The organism is Leclercia adecarboxylata (genome assembly GCF_006171285.1).
Lineage (GTDB): Bacteria > Pseudomonadota > Gammaproteobacteria > Enterobacterales > Enterobacteriaceae > Enterobacter > Enterobacter barmai.
Genome location: NZ_CP040888.1, coordinates 233,299 through 255,539, shown reverse-complemented (window position 1 = coordinate 255,539; position 22,241 = coordinate 233,299). Strand labels below are relative to the sequence as shown.

Sequence of the window (22,241 nt, the reverse complement as noted above, 5' to 3'; positions counted from 1 at the left end):
ACGTCGTAAAAGCCTACAAATGCCTAATTTTCATACTATGGGATTTAATTAGGAGTAAATCCCACAGGCATACATAAAGCTGACAATTAAAAACTTTAAATATCAACCAGATAGAATGATTACACCCATTTAATGGGCTCATCACATTATTTCACTGGCTGGGGTTGTTGCTGGCATATCTGAAAGTGCTAATATGTTAGTCATTAGTAATTAGTAAAGACTTTACTAAACGCGTTTCTACGTAAATTCTATAGGTTTTAGAGGGTAACTACCTTTGCTCAATTCAAATTGTTCTAACATACCAAAATGGAGTGTAAAATGACTCATAACCAGGGTTCTGAGCCAGTACCGGCGAGCCGGACAGGGCGGCTCATCAGCGCCCGGGATATGGCCATGCAGAAATTCGAAGAAGGGATGCGGTTAATCTCGGAAGCGTCGGAACTGTGCGGTTTCTCTCTCTTCACCAGCAGAATTATGCAGCCCAACGCATTTGGTCTTCCGTCGTCACTGGATCGCACCATCGAGGAGGGGCGTAAGGAAATTGACCGTAAAACGTGGAAAAGGCTCTTTGAAGAAACAGGTATGGACCGGTACTGGAACCATAAGCAAAAAGAAGCCTTTAACGAATCCCTACGTACGGATCCGCCCGTCGCTTCCCTGGAGATTGTTAAGGGAACATTACAGCATGCACTGGCTAACAGACGAGACACGCTTGCAGAAGGTTTCGTTGATGTTCTCAACAAGCTAGACCGAAGTTTCAAAAGCAATGCCAGGCAATATACAATGCCAAAAAAGCTTGTTCTTCGGGGGATTTTTCCTGGTGTGAAAGTGCTGAGGTACAACGGTTTCTCGCAGGACAATCACTTTTGTTTACGCGACTTTGAGAATATTGTATGCATCTGTTCTGATACTCCAACACCTGCAACCGGCGGTGGGCTGAGTATGGTCGACAGGCTGACGGCCATGAGAAATACAGAATTCACAGGCGAGGTCAGTGATGAGAATGGCTGGCGGTGTCGCCTGTTTGAGAATGGAAACGTTCACATTTGCATCGACAGTATCTCGCTTCTGAATGCTCTGAACGATCTTATCAGCATTTATTTTGCAAACCAGCTTCCGGCCGCAGGAAAAAAATGATGATCGAAAATGATAAAGAAAAAAGCCTGAACGATGCTACCCCGCCAGAGGTGCAGAATGACATCCGCAGCGAATCCACTGAAAAATCAAAGGAAATGGGTCGTTCAAGGCACTCATCTATCGCGATGATCGATTACTTCAATGCAATCGAACGTCTGTGCAAAGAGAAAGAAATTAACCCGGAAAATATCGATCTGAGCTTCAAAGTTCACTGGCTCAGAAACGCTGTTGGCGGCTCGTTTGCAAGGTCACAGGAGATGTTCGCGGAGTACCAGAAGTATGTTAAAGAGGTTCCTGAAGAGGCCCGTTACCTGGATATACCCGATGAGGTAAAGGTTGCACTCGGCGATATTATCTCGTACATCACCTGGCACTACCGTAGAAGCTATACCGCAATACAGAATGATAGTGTTAAAAAAGCTGAAGCACGTAGCATGCAGCTGGAGGAGGAGGTAACGCAGCTGTTACAGCGGCTTGAGCAAAGCGCTACCGATATGGATGAGCTGAAACTTGAGAATCAGGCGCTACAGGGTCGATTAGAGATCCGGGACAGTACCGTCAAGGAGTTAGAAACAAGGCTGAATGTTGCCGAAGCAGAACTCGAAACCTGCCATCACCAGTTAGATAGCACACGGCATGAATTAAGCCTCGCACAGCAGTCTAATGACTCACTCTCCCAGCAACTGGCTGAACGTAAAACAGAGATCGCTGGTCACCTTGAATATCAAAAAAAACTGAACGAAGAGATCAACTCTCAGCGTTCTGATAATGCTGGTCTTTTAAGACAATGCGACCAGTTAAGTCAGACAGTGTCAGATACAAAGGCAGAGAGGGACAGGTTTGAACAGGAATTTATTGCTGCACAGACCCTTTGTTCTGAGCTGAAAAGTGCACTATCCGGGAAGGAGGGTGACCTGGTGGCGGTGAATGCCGAGCTTACTGAACTCCATAAACTAAACGAGTCGCTGAGCGCCGACCTGAATAAAGTAACTTTGGTCAGCCAGGGCTATGAAGCGGAAGTGGCTGAACAAATCAATGAACTCAAAACGCTCCAGGCCAAAGTAATGAAGCTGGAAGCTTCCCTGGAGGCGGAGAAAACAATCTCAGAATCCCTAAAAGGCACCATTGATACATTGACTGGTGCAATGGCAGGGGGAGGTACTGGAAAGTCAAAACAGCCGCGTAGCAGAAAAACATCATGATAAATGAAGCCAGGTTGATACACTTCTCTGTATCCCCTGGCACAGTAGAACTTCTGCGGACATTCAGCCCGTCGGCAGGAGTTTTCGTCCTTCAGTCAACAAATGCACTACCTTTTTTGAGTCTCCACTTTCCAGAGCAGAAAACACGTTACCGATTTTACCAACAGCTTGTATCTGAGTGATAACCCCAGTCTTGTAATCATCTAGGATCCCTGACAGGAAAGCGTTCAGTTTTGTCTGTTCGCTTAGCGAAAGCATGTAGGACATTTTTTCTCCATTTTAAGCAGGTGTGTCAGTTGAAAGAGGTTTGCGTGAATCTGGAAAATGAGGCAGCACCATAGTTTCAGATGCTGTGGTCGCATCCCAGTGCCACCATCCATAAGGCCCATATTCACGGTTGTAATAATCTTTTTTGAGTTGCTTTCGGGCCAGATAAGCAGGAGTGGCCATACCAAATACTTCCATCGGGAACGGCTTATCGCTTTTTGTGTCGAGCAGGTAGAAGTCAGGGAACACCTCACTAATACTCGCATCATAACGCATGGGCTTAACGTACTGCCGGTGCTCTGCATCCAGCTTTTCTGCAACAACCGCCTCATAGGAGGAGTCCAGAGGTATCCAGTTCTCGCTAACGTGCATCAGCACAATTTGATGAGCTCTTACAGAAGGGCCTCTGCCGGTTACCGCAGCTGGTGACGTCAACGCAAAGACAACTATTTTCGCTCCGGATTTCCATGCTGCGTACTCCGATGAAAATCGTTTCTTTACGCTGTCCCAATGGCCTTCTGAATTGAAAAAAATCAGCGGTAGCCCCCCAAAATTCCGCAGGGGTAAAAATTTAAGTGGCTTCTCATGCTTTTCAGCATCGTAGCGAGGTAAAACTGACAGGAGCATGAGACGTTTATCACTCATCGCCTGTGATGAAAGACGCTGAATCTGCGACTGAGCGACAGGTTGTTTCGGGTCAGGTACACCAATGAATAAATGGTCACCTATGCAGGCTCTGCCGGTACGAATTTGTTTAGCGGTTTCAAGCAGACGATACCGTACCAGTGAATCGTTACGTTTCCCTGCCATTTTCGGGTACCAGACATTCAGACCAGACTCTGTCCACAAAAGACTAAGCAAGCCCAGGAGGGTCATTGAGGCCTGACCACCTTCTGGTCGCTGAAGATGGGGCAGGGGAGGCACTTCTGATTTTTCAGGAGGATCTTTCTCTGTCATACCGATACCGAGCCTTACAGCCATATCACCTTCGGTTGTAATCCGGACCACACCACTCGCATATCCTTTCAGGCCGGTATGCCGGGCATCAAGGGAGAAGAATACACAGGAAGGATCATGCTCAATGCCCGTGTTAGCGGCTTTGACGAGAATAAAGGCATCACCGTTCGGTAAAGCACGAACATAAAGTCGCTTTTCTCCTTTTCCACGACATCCGCAGGTGATGACTGATTTTTGACCTGAGGTGTGGTGTGCTTTTTTAAGAGCCGACTGCCACCCTTTAGCAAACTCATCCTGCGTTTGAAAGTCAGGTGAATACCTTTTGACGTTTGGATCGTCGTCGTAAGCAATCATCACTGCGAATTTTTGGCTCATAGTAGTCTCCTAAACAGGAAGTTTAATATCCCAACCAGAGCAACACTTCCTGAGCGTCATACTGTTCCTTTACGCCCATGTCGCTAAAGAATTCTTCGAAATCTGTTTCGGGAACGCAATGCCTGGACAGTTCTTGTAATGCTCGTTCTTTAGATACCGTCTCACCTTCAGCTGATTCGAAATACGTCATGGTTGACCTCTGACATTATTACAACAATCTTAAGCATTTAAATTGATAAATGAGCTTAGTTCAGCACACTTCATCGTATGACTTCCGCAATCGCAAGGAAGCAACATAATCAATTCGTGACTTCAACAATTTAGCGACGGCTGCAAAGACATCAACTATCACTGAGTTCCCAAACTGTCTGTAAGCCTGTGTATTGGACACAGGTATACGGAAAACACTTTCCCCGGGTTTATCGAAGCCCATAAGCCTGCTGCATTCACGTGGCGTTAGCATGCGTGGCCGACGATCCATATTGTCCGGGTTATGGAAATCAGACTCTCCCAGCTCATGGGACCAACCCCGATCAATAAGAATTTCAGATCCGTCTTTCATATAGCGGCTTGAGAGGGTTCTGGTGACACTATTAACATTGGAAGGATCTACAAGCCCAAAACCAAAACCATTGCCTTTTGCTGCATGTGGATTGGCCCCTATATTTCCATACACTTTTTATCACTTAACCCATGACTGGTTCGTCGCCGCAGATATTCCCGTGGCGAACGATACCCCAGTGCACTATGCGGATGCCATTCGTTGTAATGTTCGAAGGCCTCCGCAAGGTTCTTTACCGCTGTTAACCCGTCGGGTTTCGGCATGATGCTGATGTAATCGCGCTTCATCGTTTTCACGAAGCTCTCTGCCATCCCGTTGCTTTCCGGGCTACGTACCGCCGTATGTTTAGGCTCCAGTCCTACCATTCTGGCGAACTGACGCGTCTGATAAGAACGGTAGGCTGAACCGTTGTCTGTCAGCCACTCAACTGGGGATGTCGGCAGGCTGTTACCGAAGCGACGCTCCACGGCACCCAGCATGACGTCCTGCACGGTTTCACTGTCATATCCACCGTTACTGGCCGCCCAGTAAAGTGCCTCGCGATCGCAACAGTCCAGAGCGAACGTGACCCGCAGTTTTTCACCGTTATCACAGCTGAACTCGAAGCCGTCAGAGCACCACCGCTGGTTACTTTCTCCAACGGCCACTTTCCCTGTATGCGCCCGCTTCGATGGCGGTATTTCCGGTTTACGCTCAAGCAGCAGCGCATTCTGACGCATGATGCGGTATACGCGTTTGGCATTGATCACCGCCATGTCGTCAGTTTCTGATTGTCTGCGCAGCAGTGCCCATACCCGACGATAACCATAGGTGGGCAGATCGCCGATAACGGTATGGATACGGGCCAGCGCGTCAGTATCATCAGGCTTGCGCTTGCACCGACGATCCTGCCAGTCCTTCGACCGACGGGCCATGGCATGCAGTTGCGCACGTGAGACCCGGAGGCAACGACTGACAAGGCTTATTCGCCATCCTCCGGCAACAAGGGCACGTGCGCTATCCACTTTTTTTGTCGGCCATATTCAACGGCTTCTTTTAGCAGCTCGTTTTCCATGGTTTTCTTGCCCAACAGGCGCTGCAGCTCTTTAATTTGCTTCATCGCAGATGCCAGCTCCGACGCGGGCACAACCTGTTCTCCTGCGGCAACGGCTGTAAGGCTGCCTTCCTGATACTGCTTACGCCACAGGAACAGCTGACTGGCAGCAACGCCATGCTGACGGGCGACCAGCGACACGGTCATTCCGGGCTCAAAACTCTGCTGAACAATGGCGATTTTTTCCTGAACACTTCGCCGTCTGCGCTTCTCTGGACCTAAAACATCAATCATTCGGACTCCAACGACTAGTCTAAAAACTAGTATTAAGACTATCACTAACTTAAGTGATACCAACTGTCTGGAGATTCAGGGGGCCAGTCTAGCATGTTTCTTTGCATAGTTGTATAAGTACTCCCAGAGTTTAGGGGAGAGGATGTATTTACTATCTACCGTCGGTTCCAGTAAATCGGAGAGAGAAGGGCGCTTGTCCGGATAAAAGTCTTTAATGTCTCTTAGAGAAAAACCGTCTTTCAGGCGCAGGTCGCGGCGAAAACCAATAAGGACGATACGCTCACGGTGCTGGGGTCGGAAATGACGGCCGTCGATGACTTTAGGATCATCCGCGCCCATGCTTTCGCTGTTTGCGACGTCGTAGCCAAGCTCTTCCAGCGTTTTCATGATGATGTTAAAAGTATTACCCTTATCGTGACTCTTCAGATTTTTAACGTTTTCCAGAACAAAAATTGCCGGTTGTTTTGCCCGGATGATCCTGGCCACATCAAAGAAGAGCGTACCCTGAGTGTCGCACTCGAAACCGTGTTTGCGTCCCAAAGAGTTCTTTTTACTGACACCGGCAATGCTGAATGGCTGACACGGAAACCCCGCAAGAAGTACATCATGATCCGGGATAGATGTATCGATAAACTTGTATGCCTCTTCATCAGAAACTTCGGGCCGGTTGCTAAGCGTGATGTCACGGATATCTGAATTGAAGCGGTGCTCGTTCTCATCGCAATACCAGTTCGCCCGGTAAGTACGGCTGGAATAAGTATTCCATTCACTCGTGAAAAGACATTTTCCACCGATGGCATCGAATCCGCTTCGTAGTCCACCTATCCCTGCAAACAAATCGATAAAGCTAAATTTCCTGTCCTCGTAATTAGTAGGTCGGGAAGGAATTAAAGACTGTAGATAACGTCCATCAGTGATACTCAGCTCACAATGCTCAGGCTTTCCTTTAACCTGACGCTTAAGCGAGGCACGGGACCAATTACTGCCATTTTCATCATTTAAAACCTGAGCCAGATATTTAAGATCATAAATGGTCGATGCTATTAACAATGTTTTGTGGATCAAAGATGGAGCTTTACCCACATCTTTCAGGTCTTTTTCTTGATCATGAGTGTTACGTTTCATCCAAACTCTCTCAGGAATAATATCTTTGAGATAGATTAACACTCTTAATTTGGATTGTTTTTTGGTACAGGTTCTAAATTCATTGTGATTTTTCTGGCTTTAAGTTGCAAAATGATATGTTTTTAGCCCGTCCAGGAATTTATGACTTGTTAAAATAGTGCCTGTGAATTGCCTTGTGTATACATGTCTGCACTCAACAAATTCAGGTGAAATGATGGGTTATCTAAAAAAGTTACTTTTGCCAATCATGATCGTTGTATTCCCTGCGGCGTCCTGGGGGAACTCAACAACATTTGAGGCAAAGGTGGTTAAGATTGTTGACGGTGACACCATAACTGCGCTGGATGCTCAAAATACAACCATCAAAATACGGATGTATGGTATAGACGCTCCTGAATCCAAACAAGCTTTTGGGCAAAAAGCAAAGCAGGCCTTAACCACAGCTATTGCAACCAAAATCATTACCGTGAACGACCATGGTGTAGATATCTATGGCCGAATGTTAGGGACCATTTGGTTAGATGGTTATGACATTAACGCTTCTATGGTGGACAGCGGATATGCGTGGGTATATCGGTTCGAAGATAACGCCATTGTCCCGAGCTACCTCAAGTATGAATCCGCAGCACGCAAGGATGCAAAGGGGTTATGGGCAGACCCCAACCCTGTCCCTCCATGGCAATGGAGACAGTTAAACGAAAAGCCCAGAAAGGTGAAAGAGAAGAAATGACCATGATGAAAGAGGATCATCCGTTACTTCAGTTGGTACTTAACGATTCCGGTCGTCTTGCTATGCCTGTTCATGATAGAGACCAACAGTATTGCCCGACTTGCCTTGCAAAGGTACTGAAGAGTGAGGATGGAAGGTTGTCGCATGTCGGGCACGAAAATCAAACTAAATGTGTTCCTTCTATTTCAGTAGTTGTGACAAAAGCAATCATAGAAATGTTAAGTGATGGAGAAAAAATTTATGTAAGTCCAATCCGAAACCGAGGGCGAACTCTGGCACCATCAGTGATTTTTTCTCCTGATACACACACATTTAAGCCATTTATAAATACAGACTATCAGCCTGTAGGGGCAAACTGGAAAAGTGACAAGGGTTATAAACTGGGCCTTTTTTATCTTAAAGATCGAGCTAGCTCTATTACTAAAGAGGAATTTGATTTTATTGCTGTTATTGATCCAGAGTTATTGCTTAACGAATTTAATTCTTCATGGTCTGTTGAACAGATCGCACCAATAGAACAGTTGAAGCAAATCTTCCGGTCAAAAAATAATTCTTCTGCTTGGGTAAAATGGCCTGGTAAACTCGACTTAGCAAAGAAAACCAATTATAACGATAATTTCTGGTACGACAATCAATCTGATAGTGCGGAACTTAACTGCACTGTTTCCGTTGTAGGTATAGAAGGTAACAGTTCAGGTGAAACAATTTATAGATTACAAACTATGCTAAAGCATAAGTTTAATGAATATCAACTGGTTCGGTCTTTGGGTACTATTATGCTTCTTGATAATACCGGGAATATGGTCTCATCAAATCACCCGAATTTTGACATCATCTCAAGCGCATGTATAAGTGGAGTACGTGATTTTGTTCGCCAAAACCCATGGGTAGTTAGACAGACAACTCTTAACACTTAATTATCTTTAAAATAAAGCCCACTCCATTACTTAAAATGTTTTTCCTATAAGTCAGTTTTCGGACTTTTCATCACACCGACATGTAACAAAAAATGTAACTGTTACAGTTAGTTATCAGTACAAATGCACACATCCGCACCAGGTGGGGACCACACCAATTGCATTGATCTAAGTCAATAAAAGATCACATATGCAACATTCAACCATCAGGACAGTTACTTATAGTTAATAGCCCTGCAAATGACGACATAAGCAGTTAACAAAACAACTTTTTCCCCAATTCTGATGTAGCCCCCTGAAACACCAGACAGTAGCTGTATCTCCAGATAAGAGATAGGCTTGAATATATGTCTAACACTAACACCAATTTTGAGATGACCGGGATCCTGTTAGGGCAAGAAGTCCGTAAACGTAAAACTCCTCAGGAGAAGATCGCCATTATCCAGCAGACGATGGAGCCGGGTATGAATGTCTCCCATGTCGCCCGCCTGCATGGTATCCAGCCCAGCCTGCTGTTTAAGTGGAAGAAGCAATATCAGGAAGGCAGCCTCACCGCCGTTGCGGCTGGAGAGGAAGTCGTTCCTGCTTCTGAGCTTACTGCTGCTCTGAAGCAGGTCCGGGAGCTTCAGCGCCTTCTGGGCAAGAAGACGATGGAAGTTGAGATCCTGAAAGAAGCCGTGGAGTACGGTCAGTCGCGAAAATGGATAGCGCACGCGCCCTTGTTGCCAAAGGACGGGGAATAGCCATGGTCAGCCGGACCATGGGCGTGTCGCGTGCGCAACTGTCACTGCGGATTAACCGTTCTGCCGACTGGCAGGACAGGCGCTGTAACCGGCGTAATGAAGAAGCAGACGCAGAAATACTGTCGGCTATCCTCAACATTATCAGCGATATGCCGAGTTATGGTTATCGACGCGTGTGGGGCATCCTGCGCAAGCAACGTCGCACAGAGGGACAGCCACCTGTGAATGCCAAACGGCTTTACAGGATAATGAGCGAGCATAACCTGTTGTTGTTGCATCACAAACCAGAGCGACCGAAGCGTGAACATAAGGGCAAGATAGCGGTGGCAGAAAGCGATATGCGCTGGTGTTCAGATGGCTTCGAGTTCGGCTGCGACAACGGCGAAAAACTGCGGGTAACGTTCGCGCTGGACTGCTGCGACCGTGAGGCCATAGACTGGGCAGCAAGCACGGGAGGCTATGACAGTTCGACCGTGCAGGATGTGATGCTGAGGTCGGTGGAAAAGCGCTTCGGCGACAGGCTGCCCGACACAGCGGTGCAGTGGCTGACGGACAACGGTTCAGCATATACCGCGCATGAAACGCGGAGGTTCGCCAAAGAGCTGAATCTGGAGCCATGTACAACAGCGGTGAGCAGCCCGCAGAGCAATGGCATGGCCGAACGGTTCGTGAAGACGATGAAGGAAGACTATATCGCGTTCATGCCGAAACCGGATGTGAGAACAGCCCTGCGAAACCTTGCAGCGGCGTTCACGCATTACAATGAAAATCACCCGCATAGTGCGCTGGGATATCACTCTCCGAGAGAATACCGGCGGCAGCGGGCATCGTTAACTTAAGATACAAAAGCTGTCCGGAAATGGCGGGTCAAGATCACTTTTTCCCCAATTCCTAGAGGTGCACCCTGTTACAAAACAGAGGAAAACTCTTAATAAAATTCCAATTGCAGATCTTTGATCTGCAAAGTTGATCTATGTGAGCAATATGTTCTATCATCGCTTTGTAAAGATACCTTGTGGTAACTATCACCACTGTCCAACAAAGGGAATGATATGGCAGATTCCAGCTTCCAGAATGAAGTGCCAAAAGCACGTGTCAACATCCAGCTTGACCTGCACACGGGTTCCGCCCAAAAGAAAGTCGAGTTGCCCTTAAAACTTCTCGCGTTGGGAGACTTCAGTAACGGCAAAGAAACCCTCCCGCTTTCTGAACGCAGTAAGTTAAATATTTCCAAAAACAACTTTAATAGCGTTCTGTCCGAGCTTAACCCAGAGGTCAGCATTGATGTTGCTAACACCCTGAGAGGTGATGGTTCTGAAGAAAATATCAAACTCAGCTTTTCTGAAATGAAAGATTTCGAGCCTGAAGCAATAGCAAAGCAAATTCCTCAACTTCGTGCCATGTTAGCCATGCGCAATCTCCTTAGAGACCTAAAGTCTAACCTCCTGGATAACGCCGAGTTCCGCAGATCTCTTGAAACCATACTGAAAGACCCGGCTCTGAGCGAAGAATTAAGACAAGAGCTGAATGCCCTTGCACCCGCCGAATAACAGCAAAATGTTTTTTTAATGGATTAACAGAGAGGATGCTGATGTCTGTGAATACTGAAACACAATCGGTGCAGGGGAACACTACTGTACTTGAGAATAACCCAGACAGCGTGTATGCCTCGCTGTTTGAAAAAATTAATCTGAATCCAGTTTCTCGCCTGGGTGACATTACTGAATATCAAGACGACAGCGTCATGGCCGATGCCTCGGCAGATGAGCGAGTGACCGCAGCCATTCAGGTTTTTATGCAGGTTATTTCAAAATCAGGCCAAAAAGTTGAGAAGCTTGATAAATCATTGCTTGATTCGCATATCGCAGAGCTTGATTATCAAATCAGTCGCCAGCTCGATGAAGTTATGCACCACCCGGAGTTTCAACGCGTAGAATCACTCTGGCGCGGGCTTAAGCACACGGTTGATCGCACAGATTTCCGCCAGAATGTAAAAATAGAAATACTTGATGTTTCTAAAGACGATCTGCGTCAGGATTTTGAAGACGCTCCGGAGATTATCCAGAGCGGTCTTTATCACCATACTTATTCGATGGAATACGATCAACCGGGCGGAGAGCCCATTGCCGCAATCATTTCGTCGTATGAGTTCGATTCCTCCGCTCAGGATGTAGCGTTACTCCGTAATATATCAAAAGTTTCAGCTGCCGCTCATATGCCGTTTATTGGTTCTGTAGGACCAAAATTCTTCCATAAATCCAGCATGGAAGAAGTCGCGGCCATCAAAGACATCGGTAACTATTTTGACAGAGCTGAATATATCAAATGGAAAGCGTTCCGTGACTCTGAGGACTCCCGCTACATTGGGCTGACTATGCCACGTGTGTTGGGCCGTTTGCCGTATGGTCCGGATACCGTCCCGGTGCGCAGTTTCAATTATGTGGAGGAAGTGAAGGGACCTGATCACGAGAAGTATTTATGGACGAATGCATCCTTTGCCTTTGCTGCCAATATGGTGAAAAGTTTTATCAATAATGGCTGGTGCGTCCAGATTCGTGGCCCTCAGGCTGGCGGTGCAGTTCAGGATCTGCCTATCCATCTGTACGACCTCGGTACCGGTAATCAGGTAAAAATCCCGTCCGAAGTGATGATACCGGAAACCCGTGAGTTTGAATTCTCGAATCTGGGATTCATTCCGCTAAGCTATTATAAAAACAGAGATTATTCCTGTTTCTTTAGCGCAAACTCCGCCCAGAAGCCTGCGTTGTACGACACTGCGGATGCGACCGCCAACAGCCGCATCAATTCCCGTCTGCCATACATCTTCCTGTTGTCACGTATCGCGCACTACCTGAAGCTCATCCAGCGTGAAAATATCGGTACCACCAAAGACCGTCGCCTGCTTGAGCTGGAGCTCAATACCTGGGTGAAAGGTCTGGTGACCGAGATGACCGATCCGGGCGATGATCTCCAGGCTTCACACCCGCTTCGCGATGCCAAAGTCATCGTTGAAGACATCGAGGATACAAGGTTATGCTCTTAGCCTGATAGAGTTGAATTTCTCAGAGCCACGTGCCTCAGACCTATTCTACTATCCTGAATACTGGTTCAAAATTGATTCAATGTCTGACGTCAATTTAACTAATGATGAGATTTTGGGGTATTTAATGAAAAAATCAGGCCGTTGGTTACCAGACGCACCCGAAATTGATTTGCCTTATCCATTACCAGCATAGAGTGTGGAAAAAAATCAATATGGACCGAAAATCACCTTCATTATATGAAATTCTTACTGGCAACTTTACAGGAGATCTTCCCCTTGAAGTTGTAAACGAAGAAGACCCGGTCATTTTATCTGTACTGGATAACATCCAGCGAATTTTGAACGCCCGGGCCGGTACCGTATCCCATCTACCAGATTATGGTTTGCCGGATATGACCAAAATTCTGCAAGGCATGCCCGGGACAGCCCACGAGCTGATCGAAATGCTGGCCGGTGTCCTGCTCAAGTATGAACCTCGTTTGCAGTCACTCAATGTGACCCTACTTGAACAGCAAGTACCAGGTGAGTTGCGTTACGCCATCGATGCGGAACTGAGAGGTATTGGACTTGTACGGTATGGGACCGAGTTTATGCCAGAGGGAAAAGTGATGATCAGGCACTTGAAACAACAGCAGCATCTGGAAAACCATCAATTTATCTAATCAACTCATACCCTCATTCGATACGGATTTCACAATGTCCTACACTACCGAACGCCATCTTAAGACTGGAAACGATCCGCGCTCAATGCCTGATTATTCATCATTACGTGAAGAACTAGCTAAACTCACCCATCCTGCCCGTCCGGATGTGAACTGGGGGAATGTTGAAAAACTGGCGTTAAACCTTTTCGATATCAATGGGGTCGAGCTTCAGACGGCGGCGTGGTATACCTTGGCAAGGGCACAACAGGCAGGTATACAGGGTTTCAATGAAGGTATGGCGATTCTGGATGCCCTGATACGCTATCAATGGTCAGCAATGTGGCCCGCTTCTGCACATGCCAGAATAGAAATACTCAGCAGCCTGAGTAAGCGTCTTCAGCAGCTGTTCCGGACTTTATCCCTCCATAGGGCGGATTTACTAAATAGCTGCGCCTAATACCGCTACACTTTTGCCTGACCATGTTTTCCTCCGGGGAATGGGCTGGCGGTTTCCATAAAATGGCGGACCTTTTTCAGTAACTGCCACATTGAGCGGCACTGATGATTACGGGTTATCGTGTCATGAAGTGCCTGCCATAGCCGTTCCACATGATTCACCCACGGCGAGTAAACCGGCTGGTAAATTACCCTGAACTTGGGATTTGCTTTCAACCAGCGCTGTGTTTCGCGGCTTTTATGGATAATGTAGTTATCAACGATCAGCGTGATTGTTTTCGCCCGCCGGTAAGTGGCTTTCAGGTGCTTCAGCAGAGCGATAAACAGCGCTGAACTTTGCTGTTGCCGCCCACGTAGCTGACTTTACCCGTGCCACTGTGCAGTGCGCCGGCCAGATAGTATTTTTCGTTCTGCCCCGGCGTCACTACCCGTTTCTGCTGTCCGCGCAACTGCCAGTCCGCACCGATTTTAGGATTAAGGTGAATATCCACTTCATCTTCATAAAATACCGGATGCTCTGCGTTGCATTCATCCAGCGCTTTGTGGATTACCGCCATCTTTTCATCTTTATGTGGGTCACGGATGCGCAGAGTTGGCGCGGCCCTGCGCCATACAAGCCCCGCAGATGGCAACCAGCGGCGAACGGTTCCTGCATGTAACTGGCAACCGGTTATCTCATTGATTTTTATTGCCAGTAATTCGGTGCTCCAGCGTGAACGTTGATAACCAAAATCGCCGGGAGAATGCTTTATCAGCTCACGTAACAGGGTGCAGATATGTTCAAAAGGCCAGCGTCGGGAGCGCCCTGCGGGTAAGGATTTCAGGCCTTCAATACCTGAGTGCGTAAACCAGTTAATCCAGCGACCAACGGATGAACGGGCACAACAGAGAGTTCTGGCAACATCGCTGACCCGTTCACCCCGATGAAGCATCAGCATGGCCGTGAGTCTGCGGGCATGATTTTTATCGCGCGTTTTATGAATAGCTTTCTGCATCAGGCGTCGTTCGCCACGGGGTATTGGTGCTATGATCGGCATCGCTCAGTCCGGTTGGTGGTTTTGGTTGGTTTGGCGAATGATCAGATCGCGCAATCCGGGCTGAGTTCCCTTTCAGTGATCTACTATTCCGCGCAGCTATTTAGGCCTGAACCAGGGAATAAGGCTTTTGAGCTCAACTGGTGAAGCCTTGCAACGGCTCGAACTGCACAGAGCAAGTGGTTTTGAGCCGCTTCGTCAGATGCTGCAAAACACAATTATCAGGCTGGAAAATAGTGATGTCACGTCAAGCCAGACGGATAGCAATCTAACTGACGTAGCACTACCGGTTAAGGCAGAAAGGCAGAATAGTCAGCGCTGGGTATATGTGGTGAATTCTGAACCAGCAGTTGAAGTTGAAGTAATCAGAAAATCAGCCTCAAGGGTCACTCCATTAGTGGCTTATTTCGGCGGTATTTTAACAGCTGCCGTACTGGGCATAGTCACCTATATTTTCACGCCAATAGTATTCAGCCACCCCGGAGAAGATGCGTTGAACAACTCTCTCGCAGCTTTACCGACCAGCATGCCTCTTCCGGCTGTCGATCAGCTACGCCAGGACGCTCCGACGTGGCTTGAATCCAGTGATACCTACGCCAAACAATTAACTTCCCGTCTGAACGAACTGAGCACTCTTTCACCGTATTGGCCATTGCAATACGGTAATCAGTTGGTAGAACAAACTCGCCATCTTTACCCTAACGCCAAATTTGCAGAGGAGTTGTCGGCGGACTGGCGATCAAAGCTGCAAGCCAACAGTTTGCCCAATGCCACCATCTCAGGTTGGTACAGGGGAGTATCTGAGCTTCAGACGCTTCAGGACAGACTTAATCAACTCGATGAGAAGAAGGGCAAATACCTGACCGTTAGTGAGCTTAAAACGGCTGTGTTCTCTATATCAAAGTCCTTAAACGAAAGCGTGCCAGTTGAAGAATTAATCCGGCAACTGCAAAATTCCCCGCAGGATCAACCGCTGTCCCGAGACCTGCTCAACCGGGCAGATCTACAGCTCAGGCAACTGAATAACTCCTACATCATGGCCACGTCAAACAACCAAAAATAGATTTTGGGTTAGACATACCAGGTAATGATGAAGACGCGCCGGTTTGGCTTCATACACCTCATCCCTACCTACTTCGAAACTCGAAACTTGACCTCATTTCGCCGGTTCGCCAACAACCAATTTCATGATAATCTCCGGCCTTAAAATTTTCCTTAACAGTCGTGGAGAAAGTATTGACTGAGCTAACTACTAAGCGCCCTGATACTGAACTAGCTCATCTCGCCTGGTGCATCATCGTAGCGGTAAAGCTTGCACGGAAAGAGGGAAGATCTCTCACGTCTCTTCAAACACACATGTTCATAATGCAGTGGCTTTCAACAGCTCAGAAACGCAAGGTTTTTCCTAAATCTCTGGCGCCTGACATAATCTGGTTACAGGAACAAGGGAAACTGAAAGGGCCATCAGCACGGCTTTACAGCAAGGTGGAGTATATCTGGCTGGCAAGCTCTGGTGAGTTAGCCAATCAGAGCACGCTGTTTAGATTCACCTGCATGATTGACACGCTACGTTCAATGGGCTGGCAGGATCACCTATTATCCGATACCGAGTGGCAGGATGGTTGGAAATGCGGTACAGATGTATCGGCTGTGTATACACAGAAATCTCAACTCCATAGCTCATTTACAGAATCAGGAAATCTTATATTGCCACTTGAGGTGCGTGTAACTGGCGTTCCAGACGGGATATTTCCATTATTGGAGCAGTGCGGGCTCAAAACTGAGAAATTGCCTGTGAGTATGGGTTATACTGTCCTGATTTTACAGCCAGAGATTGATTTAAGTTCCGTGAAGCAAGATATCGTTGAATATTAATGGCCTGAGGATTCAGACCATTAATAATTTATCTTTAGCCCACAACTCGCTTAAACGGTCTCTGACTATCAAAGTGATAGTTAATCTTTGCCGTGTATTTTATAAAATCAATCTCAACACAGGAGGCGTTACCTATGACAGAAGATATGCAGCCACGATCTATTGAGACAAAATTCAGAAAACTTTTAGGGACAGTAAACCCACATTTAATTCTGATTGATGTAGCAGTAAAGGAACTCCTTTGCAAAGATGAATCTGGCCGCATTAACATTAATCGAATTGAAGACGTAACTAAAAAGCATAAAAATGCAAAACTAAAAGTTGCACATTTAGAGATTTACAAAACATCTCTCTACGTAACACAAAGTCACATTGCATTTATATATAGCTGCCTAGAATCATTTTTGAAAGACTACATTTCCTTGTCAAAAAAAATATATAGTGATGAACGGTCATTCAATATTGATAATGTAGACATACTACGTAGAGCAATTCACCATGCTCATGTGAACAAAATAAATGGTAAGATTACGCATCCTAAATTAAACCATAATGAGTTGTCAATTTACATAGATGAACTTGATTTAAAATTATTGGATTACTTTAGACTTGTTCGTAATATTAACGCACATAGCCGAGAAAACACTAATCTTTGGGAAGAAATGTTTTCAGAATCTGACTTAATTAAAATGCGTAAAAAATACAAGCATGAAGTTAATAAAGAAGCTGAATTAACAATACGTGATGTAATTCTGTATTCTCAGGTATGCCAACAGGTCGCCCACCATATCTGCCAAAAAATGTTGGACATTGAAAAAATCGCAAAATCACTTTGCATAAAATATAAACACCTTACTGGTCCTCGTAAAGACAATGCAATCACAAAGACATTAATCAACAATTACTTGCAAGATAAAGATGAGGTTGATAGAATCCGGAATGCATTTAATGGCTGGTTAGCTTAGTTGGTAGAGCTCCCTGGGTCCCTTCATAAGCAATTTTGAAGGGCCTTCCAATAGGTTTAGGTACTGAATCTATTGGAAGGGGATGTGAGGTTCGAGTCCTCGCCAGCCACCAATCTTTTCATGATCAAAACCTCTTCTTCGAACTAATACAAAACCTTTACATCTTCACCCGGTGACAAGCTGCTAATAGATCTGTAATGTTCAATGTGTGGCTCGCACGCCTCCGGTGACTTAGGCATAAGTTGCTGATGGGTCGAAAAGACGTTCGGAGACTGCCCTGTGGGCAAACTTATCATTGGCAGGGCTGATGGTGAGGGTTAAAGAGCGTTTCAGGAAACTCGGAACGTGGGAACAATACCGGTTATGTAAACCACGAACTGTCCAAGGCTGCGGCAGTATAAATACGCCAGATATTACGTGTCTGGGGCCCCAGATCATATCAGAGCATAAGCGATGAATATCGATCTGAAAATTGAGATAAAAGTGGATGTAGCGGCGGTCATTGTGTCCATTACTGGTCTTTTGACTCTTGTTACGAAGTACCTCGGCTATCTCTAAACAAATCCTGGGCGGTCATATGACTGCCCAGGTACTCAAACCCCACCTGACAATCGGACTTGTCCAGAGCATTAATTATCAGGAACAGCTTGCCAATGTGGTTATGTAAAAAACCAGGCATTTATCGTACCTCATTTTTCGGTTATAATAATTAATTGAAATTAACAATAGAATAATCCCGTAGGAAAGAATGAATAATAAAATACCTAACAATGTAATTGGCGCGGTGTCTTCAGTACTGGGTGAGCATTATTTTAGCCATTCAACTTTAAATTCACTGTTTATGGAATCGGGCGCACCTGGTGAGGTGCCTCTAGGAAACTGTGAAACAAAATGCAGCAATTGGCTTAAAGCTTGCAATGAAGATGACTCAGTAGATGCAATTTCAGTACTGGGGATAATTATCCAAAAATATATGGATTTACCTCCAAATTCATTCTCTAGGGCAGGAGCTGGGTCTACAGTCGAAAGTGGACAAAAAAGAATAATTGATGCTTTATCCAAGAACCAATTAGTCTACAGACTCAATGGATTTATAACTAAGTCTGGGTCTACTCCGATTTCTAAGACGTTAGAGGATTATCTAAAGTCTGGTGACTATTCATCCATTGAAAATGAGTTTCTTCGTGCAGTGGAGAATATTCAAACCGATCCACATGCATCAGTCACTGCCGCATGCGCTATAATTGAATCTGCATTAAAATGCTACATAGAAAAATTCAATTTACCTATGCCACAAAAATTGAATGTTGCACCACTTTGGTCTGTCGTACAGCCAGACTTGGACCTTAATTCCGATCCCACTTTAGCGGGTGACCAGCACAAAATTTTAAAAGGAATTTCATCACTAATCGACGGTATTGGCGCATTCCGGTCACATATAGGGAGTGCTCATGGGCGTGGTCAAAATCCTCCGCAGATAGTAGTTGCCGAAGCTAGACTCGCAGTTAATGCATCTCATACTTTAGTTGTATTTATAATGGATGTTATCCATGCGAGTAAATTTTAATCATACTGGCACTTAGATTAACAATGGCCGGATTCATTGCTCTTAAATTTTAGTGTACCCAGTTCTTTGTAGCACTGATGGTCGATTCTACCGCTTTGAACTTGCCTCAAACAAACCAGGGTCTGCGACCGGGATTTATGTTCTGGACGTGTGCCTGAGCCTTATGGCTGGGCTATTTTATTAGGTTTTAGGTGCCTTCCTGCAATCACTCAAAACGCATTCATTAGTGCGTATTTCATGTAAAAATGAGCAACTTACCCTTATAAATCAATATGTCAATGCGGTTTTAAAGTGTCACCTATATTTGCAAGATAGAAGTGGCACTTTGCTAAAGATTGGAAGTCGTCTATTCACAAATCGCTGTCAATAAGTATTAATTTTTGTTGTTACATAACATTCGTTTATATGATTAATACTCTATCATCTTGTGAGTAACAAATTGGAGATATTGTCATATTATCAAATACAGCATGTGTGATAATACCTGGAGCCATCTTAGCTAGACTGCCTTCATAACCGCTTCCTTTTTTTTCTGCCCGGAGATATACATCACCTTTCTGAAATACATAGTGTGATTGTATCGAAACATTTGTTTGAGTATCATTAATCATTAGAATCATGGGTGAACTTTCAGAGCTTATTGCACCAATGCCAAATTCCATTTTTAGACATTTCATATTTTCAAGCTTATTTTTAATATCTGAGGTTGAAGGAAAAAAACCTTTGACCCCACTCTTAATTGATGTCGTGATCATTGTGCTATTTTTTTCAATATCGGATACAACCTGAGGTTGAAACAGAAAGTACATGTCAAACCCACATCTCTCCCAATCAGCCCCTAAGTTGGTCAAGTGGTCATTGATCATTTCTATGTTAGCTGTCGAACCCAACCGAATTACTAATTGTTTTAATGATTTTGAGTCGTCTGGGTCAGATAAGAGTTTGTCATTTGCTTCATCTATTTTATCGATGATATTCCTCTGTTCATTGAAGTGGTGCTTTGCAATGATAAGTATTGTATCGGAAGGACTAACTAGTCTGTTCTTATCAAACTCAGTTATTTCATGGAATCCAATACCTCCGCTTCCATTACTAAATGGGTAAAAACCATAATCTTTCATTTGAAATGCAATGAAAAAGCATATTTCTCTTGTAAGTTCATCTGTTAGGATATCATGCTCTAGTAGAATCGTTAATCTTCCAGACAACCTCCTAGCTTTAAGATGATTTTTGAACGTGGACCGAATTACTTCACTTCTTGTATTGAAGTCTTTTTCATGTTTGGTTATGTCATAATTTTTTATAGAGACCTTATGTCTAAATCCAGTTTCAAAATCAACTGTATAATCGTATATTTTAAATGATTTAGGACAAGGGGAAACTGTCCCGTTGCTTGTTGACAAAGACCCGATTATTATCATTTCGGTAAGCAAACCATGTGAACTATCAGTATCCTTCTTTATCTCTTTAGCAGTTCCATCAAGCCATTTCTTATTGTTAACACTCAAATTAATTATAGATTTCCCTAAAGAGTATAATTCAGATGTGGACAGGACATCCCGCCTGGCCCATAACTTTTGTAGTCTATGTCCTTCTTGTTTACTCAGCCATGCTAAACTAAAAAGATCTTCCACTGCCTGAATTGCATTGATGACCTCTTCTGAGGAAGTTGATTTAATCAAGTGCTCAATTGCACGGTTGAATTTATTATTCATAATCTAACCTTTTATAGCATATCCATTTAAAAATTAATTTTTTAAAGCTGTCTGAATTTATAGTTCATTATAAATCCGGGGCCATTCAAAGAATTAATTACTTCATTATGAAAGTTTATGAAACATTCTAAAATAAAGTGAAGCGAGCTTCTCTTAAAAATCAACTCATGCTCTCCATTTAACCTTTTTGTATCAATACATCCGCTTTCTGAAATTAACCGTTTTATGTTCCCATCCTTTAAAATATGATCACTTACATACCGATTGTTATGTGCACATAGGTTTCTTAATTTAACAATACAAGATATCAAGTTTCTTGATTCTGAATGAGTGATGGGAAGTAACTTTTTTAAAATTAAGTTACAACGTTCTAAGCCCTTTTGGTTAAAATCCGAAACTCTCCAAATTTGATCGTTGAATTTTAAAATCGCTTGTGTGAGTGATTCAATATTACACTCAAACATTCCAAACATTGTTAAAAATGCTGAGGCTCTAAGCCTGCTTGGCATTAAGGTAGCGTAATTTTCAACAACCTCGTCAAAATTATAACTTGCAAAACCTCGAAATTTATAATACTCATCACTACCAAAGTCGTGGTCGTAAGAGCATATTCTCGGGCCTGATTTTTCGAAGTCGCGCAAGGATTTATTGATTAGGGATTCGGTTTCTTCAATGAGGCCTTCCATTATCCAAAAACTTTGATAAATCCGATTTAGCGACACCTCCAACTCTGTCATTAGCAACGCCCTCTTTCGCTCCAGTTGTTAATATCCAACTATCCACTCAATTGCACCAGGAGTGCGAATCCAAGGCTTTATATTATTATTCACGTAATAAATGGCTTCATCCATTCCACCTAACGTGATAAATCCACTGTTAGATTTGGGCTGCAATCTGCACTTCGATAACAACCCCGGGATGTGTCTATTAGAATCAATTGCAGCTTTAGCGATATCATCAGCATCTTGGGATGACTGTCGGTAGGCGAGTAGGGCGCGTGTATACTGAAAGAACGGTCGCATATCCCTAGGATAATCGTCTAAAAGGAAGGCCAGATCATCCACCATTTCAAGCTCAAGGTAATAGTTCGCTAATAAATGACGAATCCCCTGGTTATCGTTTGGGTTGAGCTTAAGCATTTCGCGACAGTGAGCCATGGCCGGGTGGAAGTTACCTGACACCCACAAGGCATCAGCCAAAGCAGCTTTTGCTCTCATATATGGGCGTGTTTCGACACATCTCCAGAAACGGCCTGCGAATTCCTGAAAATCCTCGCCCAGAGCAATGCTGGCTGCGTACAAAGCCGTCTCCAGATTAACGATTTTTGACTCAGGAGGTTCTTGAGATATCTCGCAGTAGAATGAGTATGCGTCAGCACAGAGCGGGGATTTCTTGATAGCTTTTCTGATGAGTTTCAGCACAACGTCCAGGTCATCAGTTTCCCAGGCATCGAACATAAACTCCTGAGCCGCAGCCAGATCCAGCTGTAATTGCTCAGAACTGACAGCATTTTTATACAAATCAATGCGCTTTTTAGTCGGGAATTTAATCATCTCAAGTATCCTTTTGGGTGCTCACTGTTCCGGTACTTTGTAGCACT

19 protein-coding genes, 1 tRNA gene and 4 pseudogenes are annotated in these 22,241 nt (G+C 44.8%); 14 read left to right on the top strand and 10 right to left on the bottom strand.

The window, feature by feature from the left end; translation table 11 throughout:
• Nucleotides 1–318 precede the first annotated feature (318 nt).
• Nucleotides 319–1,137, top strand: coding sequence for a DUF4942 domain-containing protein (locus tag FHN83_RS01295; RefSeq protein ID WP_058687704.1), 819 nt, complete (start codon nucleotides 319–321; stop codon nucleotides 1,135–1,137).
• The gene (locus tag FHN83_RS01290) at nucleotides 1,134–2,339 is read left to right on the top strand and encodes a hypothetical protein (RefSeq protein ID WP_058687703.1); all 1,206 of its coding nucleotides are present in this window, start codon (nucleotides 1,134–1,136) and stop codon (nucleotides 2,337–2,339) included. Before FHN83_RS01295 ends, FHN83_RS01290 begins: the two co-directional genes overlap by 4 nt.
• 63 nt (nucleotides 2,340–2,402) lie before the next feature.
• Here FHN83_RS01290 and FHN83_RS01285 read toward each other — a convergent pair whose 3' ends face one another.
• The 6 genes and pseudogenes from FHN83_RS01285 to dcm form a co-directional block, all read right to left on the bottom strand.
• Entirely contained in the window at nucleotides 2,403–2,606 is a 204-nt protein-coding gene (locus FHN83_RS01285) for a hypothetical protein (RefSeq protein WP_058687702.1), read from the bottom strand.
• A gap of 12 nt (nucleotides 2,607–2,618) precedes the next feature.
• Complete coding sequence (locus FHN83_RS01280) at nucleotides 2,619–3,938, bottom strand: DUF1173 family protein (RefSeq protein WP_058687701.1); 1,320 nt, start codon at nucleotides 3,936–3,938, stop codon at nucleotides 2,619–2,621.
• Nucleotides 3,939–3,960: 22 nt separating this feature from the next.
• Nucleotides 3,961–4,128 carry a hypothetical protein gene (locus tag FHN83_RS28115; RefSeq protein ID WP_000220758.1) on the bottom strand — a complete coding sequence of 56 codons (168 nt, stop codon included), beginning with the start codon at nucleotides 4,126–4,128 and terminating at the stop codon, nucleotides 3,961–3,963.
• A gap of 60 nt (nucleotides 4,129–4,188) precedes the next feature.
• Nucleotides 4,189–4,596 (bottom strand): annotated as a pseudogene (locus FHN83_RS01275) (DNA cytosine methyltransferase); the annotation flags it as partial.
• A 2-nt stretch (nucleotides 4,597–4,598) separates the two neighbouring features.
• A protein-coding gene (locus FHN83_RS01270; RefSeq protein ID WP_110129298.1) for an IS3-like element ISEc36 family transposase occupies nucleotides 4,599–5,827 on the bottom strand; the annotation gives its coding sequence in 2 pieces (ribosomal slippage) (nucleotides 4,599–5,512 and nucleotides 5,512–5,827; 1,230 coding nt in all).
• Between the two features lie 90 nt (nucleotides 5,828–5,917).
• Nucleotides 5,918–6,952 (bottom strand): annotated as a pseudogene (dcm, locus tag FHN83_RS01265) (DNA (cytosine-5-)-methyltransferase); the annotation flags it as partial.
• 214 nt (nucleotides 6,953–7,166) lie between these two features.
• Between dcm and FHN83_RS01260 the strand changes: the two are divergent.
• The 7 genes and pseudogenes from FHN83_RS01260 to FHN83_RS01230 form a co-directional block, all read left to right on the top strand.
• A complete protein-coding gene (locus FHN83_RS01260) occupies nucleotides 7,167–7,682 on the top strand; it encodes a thermonuclease family protein (RefSeq protein WP_058687699.1) in 516 nt (171 codons plus the stop codon).
• A 2-nt stretch (nucleotides 7,683–7,684) separates the two neighbouring features.
• Nucleotides 7,685–8,599 carry a hypothetical protein gene (locus FHN83_RS01255; RefSeq protein ID WP_058687698.1) on the top strand — a complete coding sequence of 305 codons (915 nt, stop codon included), beginning with the start codon at nucleotides 7,685–7,687 and terminating at the stop codon, nucleotides 8,597–8,599.
• 374 nt (nucleotides 8,600–8,973) lie between these two features.
• A protein-coding gene (locus FHN83_RS01250) for an IS3 family transposase (protein WP_087776199.1) occupies nucleotides 8,974–10,181 on the top strand; the annotation gives its coding sequence in 2 pieces (ribosomal slippage) (nucleotides 8,974–9,295 and nucleotides 9,295–10,181; 1,209 coding nt in all).
• A 213-nt stretch (nucleotides 10,182–10,394) separates the two neighbouring features.
• Nucleotides 10,395–10,892, top strand: a complete 498-nt coding sequence (gene tssB, locus FHN83_RS01245; RefSeq protein WP_047748139.1) for a type VI secretion system contractile sheath small subunit — start codon at nucleotides 10,395–10,397, stop codon at nucleotides 10,890–10,892.
• Between the two features lie 35 nt (nucleotides 10,893–10,927).
• On the top strand, nucleotides 10,928–12,385 hold the full coding sequence (gene tssC, locus FHN83_RS01240; RefSeq protein WP_008786712.1) for a type VI secretion system contractile sheath large subunit: 1,458 nt from the start codon (nucleotides 10,928–10,930) through the stop codon (nucleotides 12,383–12,385).
• Between the two features lie 212 nt (nucleotides 12,386–12,597).
• Nucleotides 12,598–13,047 carry a type VI secretion system baseplate subunit TssE gene (gene tssE, locus FHN83_RS01235; RefSeq protein WP_008786711.1) on the top strand — a complete coding sequence of 150 codons (450 nt, stop codon included), beginning with the start codon at nucleotides 12,598–12,600 and terminating at the stop codon, nucleotides 13,045–13,047.
• A gap of 34 nt (nucleotides 13,048–13,081) precedes the next feature.
• Nucleotides 13,082–13,468: pseudogene (locus tag FHN83_RS01230) on the top strand (type VI secretion system ImpA family N-terminal domain-containing protein); the annotation flags it as partial.
• A 23-nt stretch (nucleotides 13,469–13,491) separates the two neighbouring features.
• On the opposite strand, the pseudogene FHN83_RS01225 reads toward FHN83_RS01230, so the two are convergent.
• Nucleotides 13,492–14,522: pseudogene (locus tag FHN83_RS01225) on the bottom strand (IS630-like element ISEc33 family transposase).
• Between the two features lie 148 nt (nucleotides 14,523–14,670).
• On the opposite strand from FHN83_RS01225, the gene FHN83_RS01220 reads away from it, so the two are divergent.
• From FHN83_RS01220 to FHN83_RS01205, 5 genes are all read left to right on the top strand, one after another.
• Nucleotides 14,671–15,582 (top strand): VasL domain-containing protein, encoded by a 912-nt coding sequence (locus FHN83_RS01220; RefSeq protein WP_226856280.1) that lies wholly within the window; start codon nucleotides 14,671–14,673, stop codon nucleotides 15,580–15,582.
• Between the two features lie 173 nt (nucleotides 15,583–15,755).
• A complete protein-coding gene (locus FHN83_RS01215; protein WP_008786709.1) occupies nucleotides 15,756–16,394 on the top strand; it encodes a DUF2913 family protein in 639 nt (212 codons plus the stop codon).
• Between the two features lie 134 nt (nucleotides 16,395–16,528).
• Nucleotides 16,529–17,359 (top strand): hypothetical protein, encoded by an 831-nt coding sequence (locus FHN83_RS01210; RefSeq protein ID WP_008786708.1) that lies wholly within the window; start codon nucleotides 16,529–16,531, stop codon nucleotides 17,357–17,359.
• Nucleotides 17,345–17,471, top strand: a tRNA-OTHER gene (locus tag FHN83_RS28110). Before FHN83_RS01210 ends, FHN83_RS28110 begins: the two co-directional genes overlap by 15 nt.
• 636 nt (nucleotides 17,472–18,107) lie before the next feature.
• Nucleotides 18,108–18,926, top strand: coding sequence for an abortive infection family protein (locus tag FHN83_RS01205; protein WP_008786707.1), 819 nt, complete (start codon nucleotides 18,108–18,110; stop codon nucleotides 18,924–18,926).
• Nucleotides 18,927–19,327: 401 nt separating this feature from the next.
• Here FHN83_RS01205 and FHN83_RS01200 read toward each other — a convergent pair whose 3' ends face one another.
• Genes FHN83_RS01200 through FHN83_RS01190 form a run of 3 tightly spaced genes read right to left on the bottom strand, consistent with a single transcriptional unit; the run spans nucleotide 19,328 to nucleotide 22,194 of the window.
• Nucleotides 19,328–20,641, bottom strand: a complete 1,314-nt coding sequence (locus tag FHN83_RS01200) for a hypothetical protein (protein WP_008786706.1) — start codon at nucleotides 20,639–20,641, stop codon at nucleotides 19,328–19,330.
• Nucleotides 20,642–20,682: 41 nt separating this feature from the next.
• On the bottom strand, nucleotides 20,683–21,378 hold the full coding sequence (locus tag FHN83_RS01195) for a hypothetical protein (protein ID WP_020996173.1): 696 nt from the start codon (nucleotides 21,376–21,378) through the stop codon (nucleotides 20,683–20,685).
• Between the two features lie 27 nt (nucleotides 21,379–21,405).
• Nucleotides 21,406–22,194 (bottom strand): tetratricopeptide repeat protein, encoded by a 789-nt coding sequence (locus FHN83_RS01190; protein WP_008786705.1) that lies wholly within the window; start codon nucleotides 22,192–22,194, stop codon nucleotides 21,406–21,408.
• Between the last annotated feature and the right edge of the window lie 47 nt (nucleotides 22,195–22,241).

Excerpts from the sequence above, each read along its gene's own strand:
- FHN83_RS01295 (WP_058687704.1), top strand. The coding sequence starts at position 319 with ATGACTCATAACCAGGGTTCTGAGCCAGTACCGGCGAGCCGGACAGGG.
- FHN83_RS01290 (WP_058687703.1), top strand. The coding sequence starts at position 1,134 with ATGATGATCGAAAATGATAAAGAAAAAAGCCTGAACGATGCTACCCCG.
- FHN83_RS01285 (WP_058687702.1), bottom strand. The coding sequence starts at position 2,606 with ATGTCCTACATGCTTTCGCTAAGCGAACAGACAAAACTGAACGCTTTC.
- FHN83_RS01280 (WP_058687701.1), bottom strand. The coding sequence starts at position 3,938 with ATGAGCCAAAAATTCGCAGTGATGATTGCTTACGACGACGATCCAAAC.
- FHN83_RS28115 (WP_000220758.1), bottom strand. The coding sequence starts at position 4,128 with ATGACGTATTTCGAATCAGCTGAAGGTGAGACGGTATCTAAAGAACGA.
- FHN83_RS01260 (WP_058687699.1), top strand. The coding sequence starts at position 7,167 with ATGGGTTATCTAAAAAAGTTACTTTTGCCAATCATGATCGTTGTATTC.
- FHN83_RS01255 (WP_058687698.1), top strand. The coding sequence starts at position 7,685 with ATGATGAAAGAGGATCATCCGTTACTTCAGTTGGTACTTAACGATTCC.
- tssB (WP_047748139.1), top strand. The coding sequence starts at position 10,395 with ATGGCAGATTCCAGCTTCCAGAATGAAGTGCCAAAAGCACGTGTCAAC.
- tssC (WP_008786712.1), top strand. The coding sequence starts at position 10,928 with ATGCTGATGTCTGTGAATACTGAAACACAATCGGTGCAGGGGAACACT.
- tssE (WP_008786711.1), top strand. The coding sequence starts at position 12,598 with ATGGACCGAAAATCACCTTCATTATATGAAATTCTTACTGGCAACTTT.
- FHN83_RS01210 (WP_008786708.1), top strand. The coding sequence starts at position 16,529 with ATGACAGAAGATATGCAGCCACGATCTATTGAGACAAAATTCAGAAAA.
- FHN83_RS01205 (WP_008786707.1), top strand. The coding sequence starts at position 18,108 with ATGAATAATAAAATACCTAACAATGTAATTGGCGCGGTGTCTTCAGTA.
- FHN83_RS01200 (WP_008786706.1), bottom strand. The coding sequence starts at position 20,641 with ATGAATAATAAATTCAACCGTGCAATTGAGCACTTGATTAAATCAACT.
- FHN83_RS01195 (WP_020996173.1), bottom strand. The coding sequence starts at position 21,378 with ATGACAGAGTTGGAGGTGTCGCTAAATCGGATTTATCAAAGTTTTTGG.
- FHN83_RS01190 (WP_008786705.1), bottom strand. The coding sequence starts at position 22,194 with ATGATTAAATTCCCGACTAAAAAGCGCATTGATTTGTATAAAAATGCT.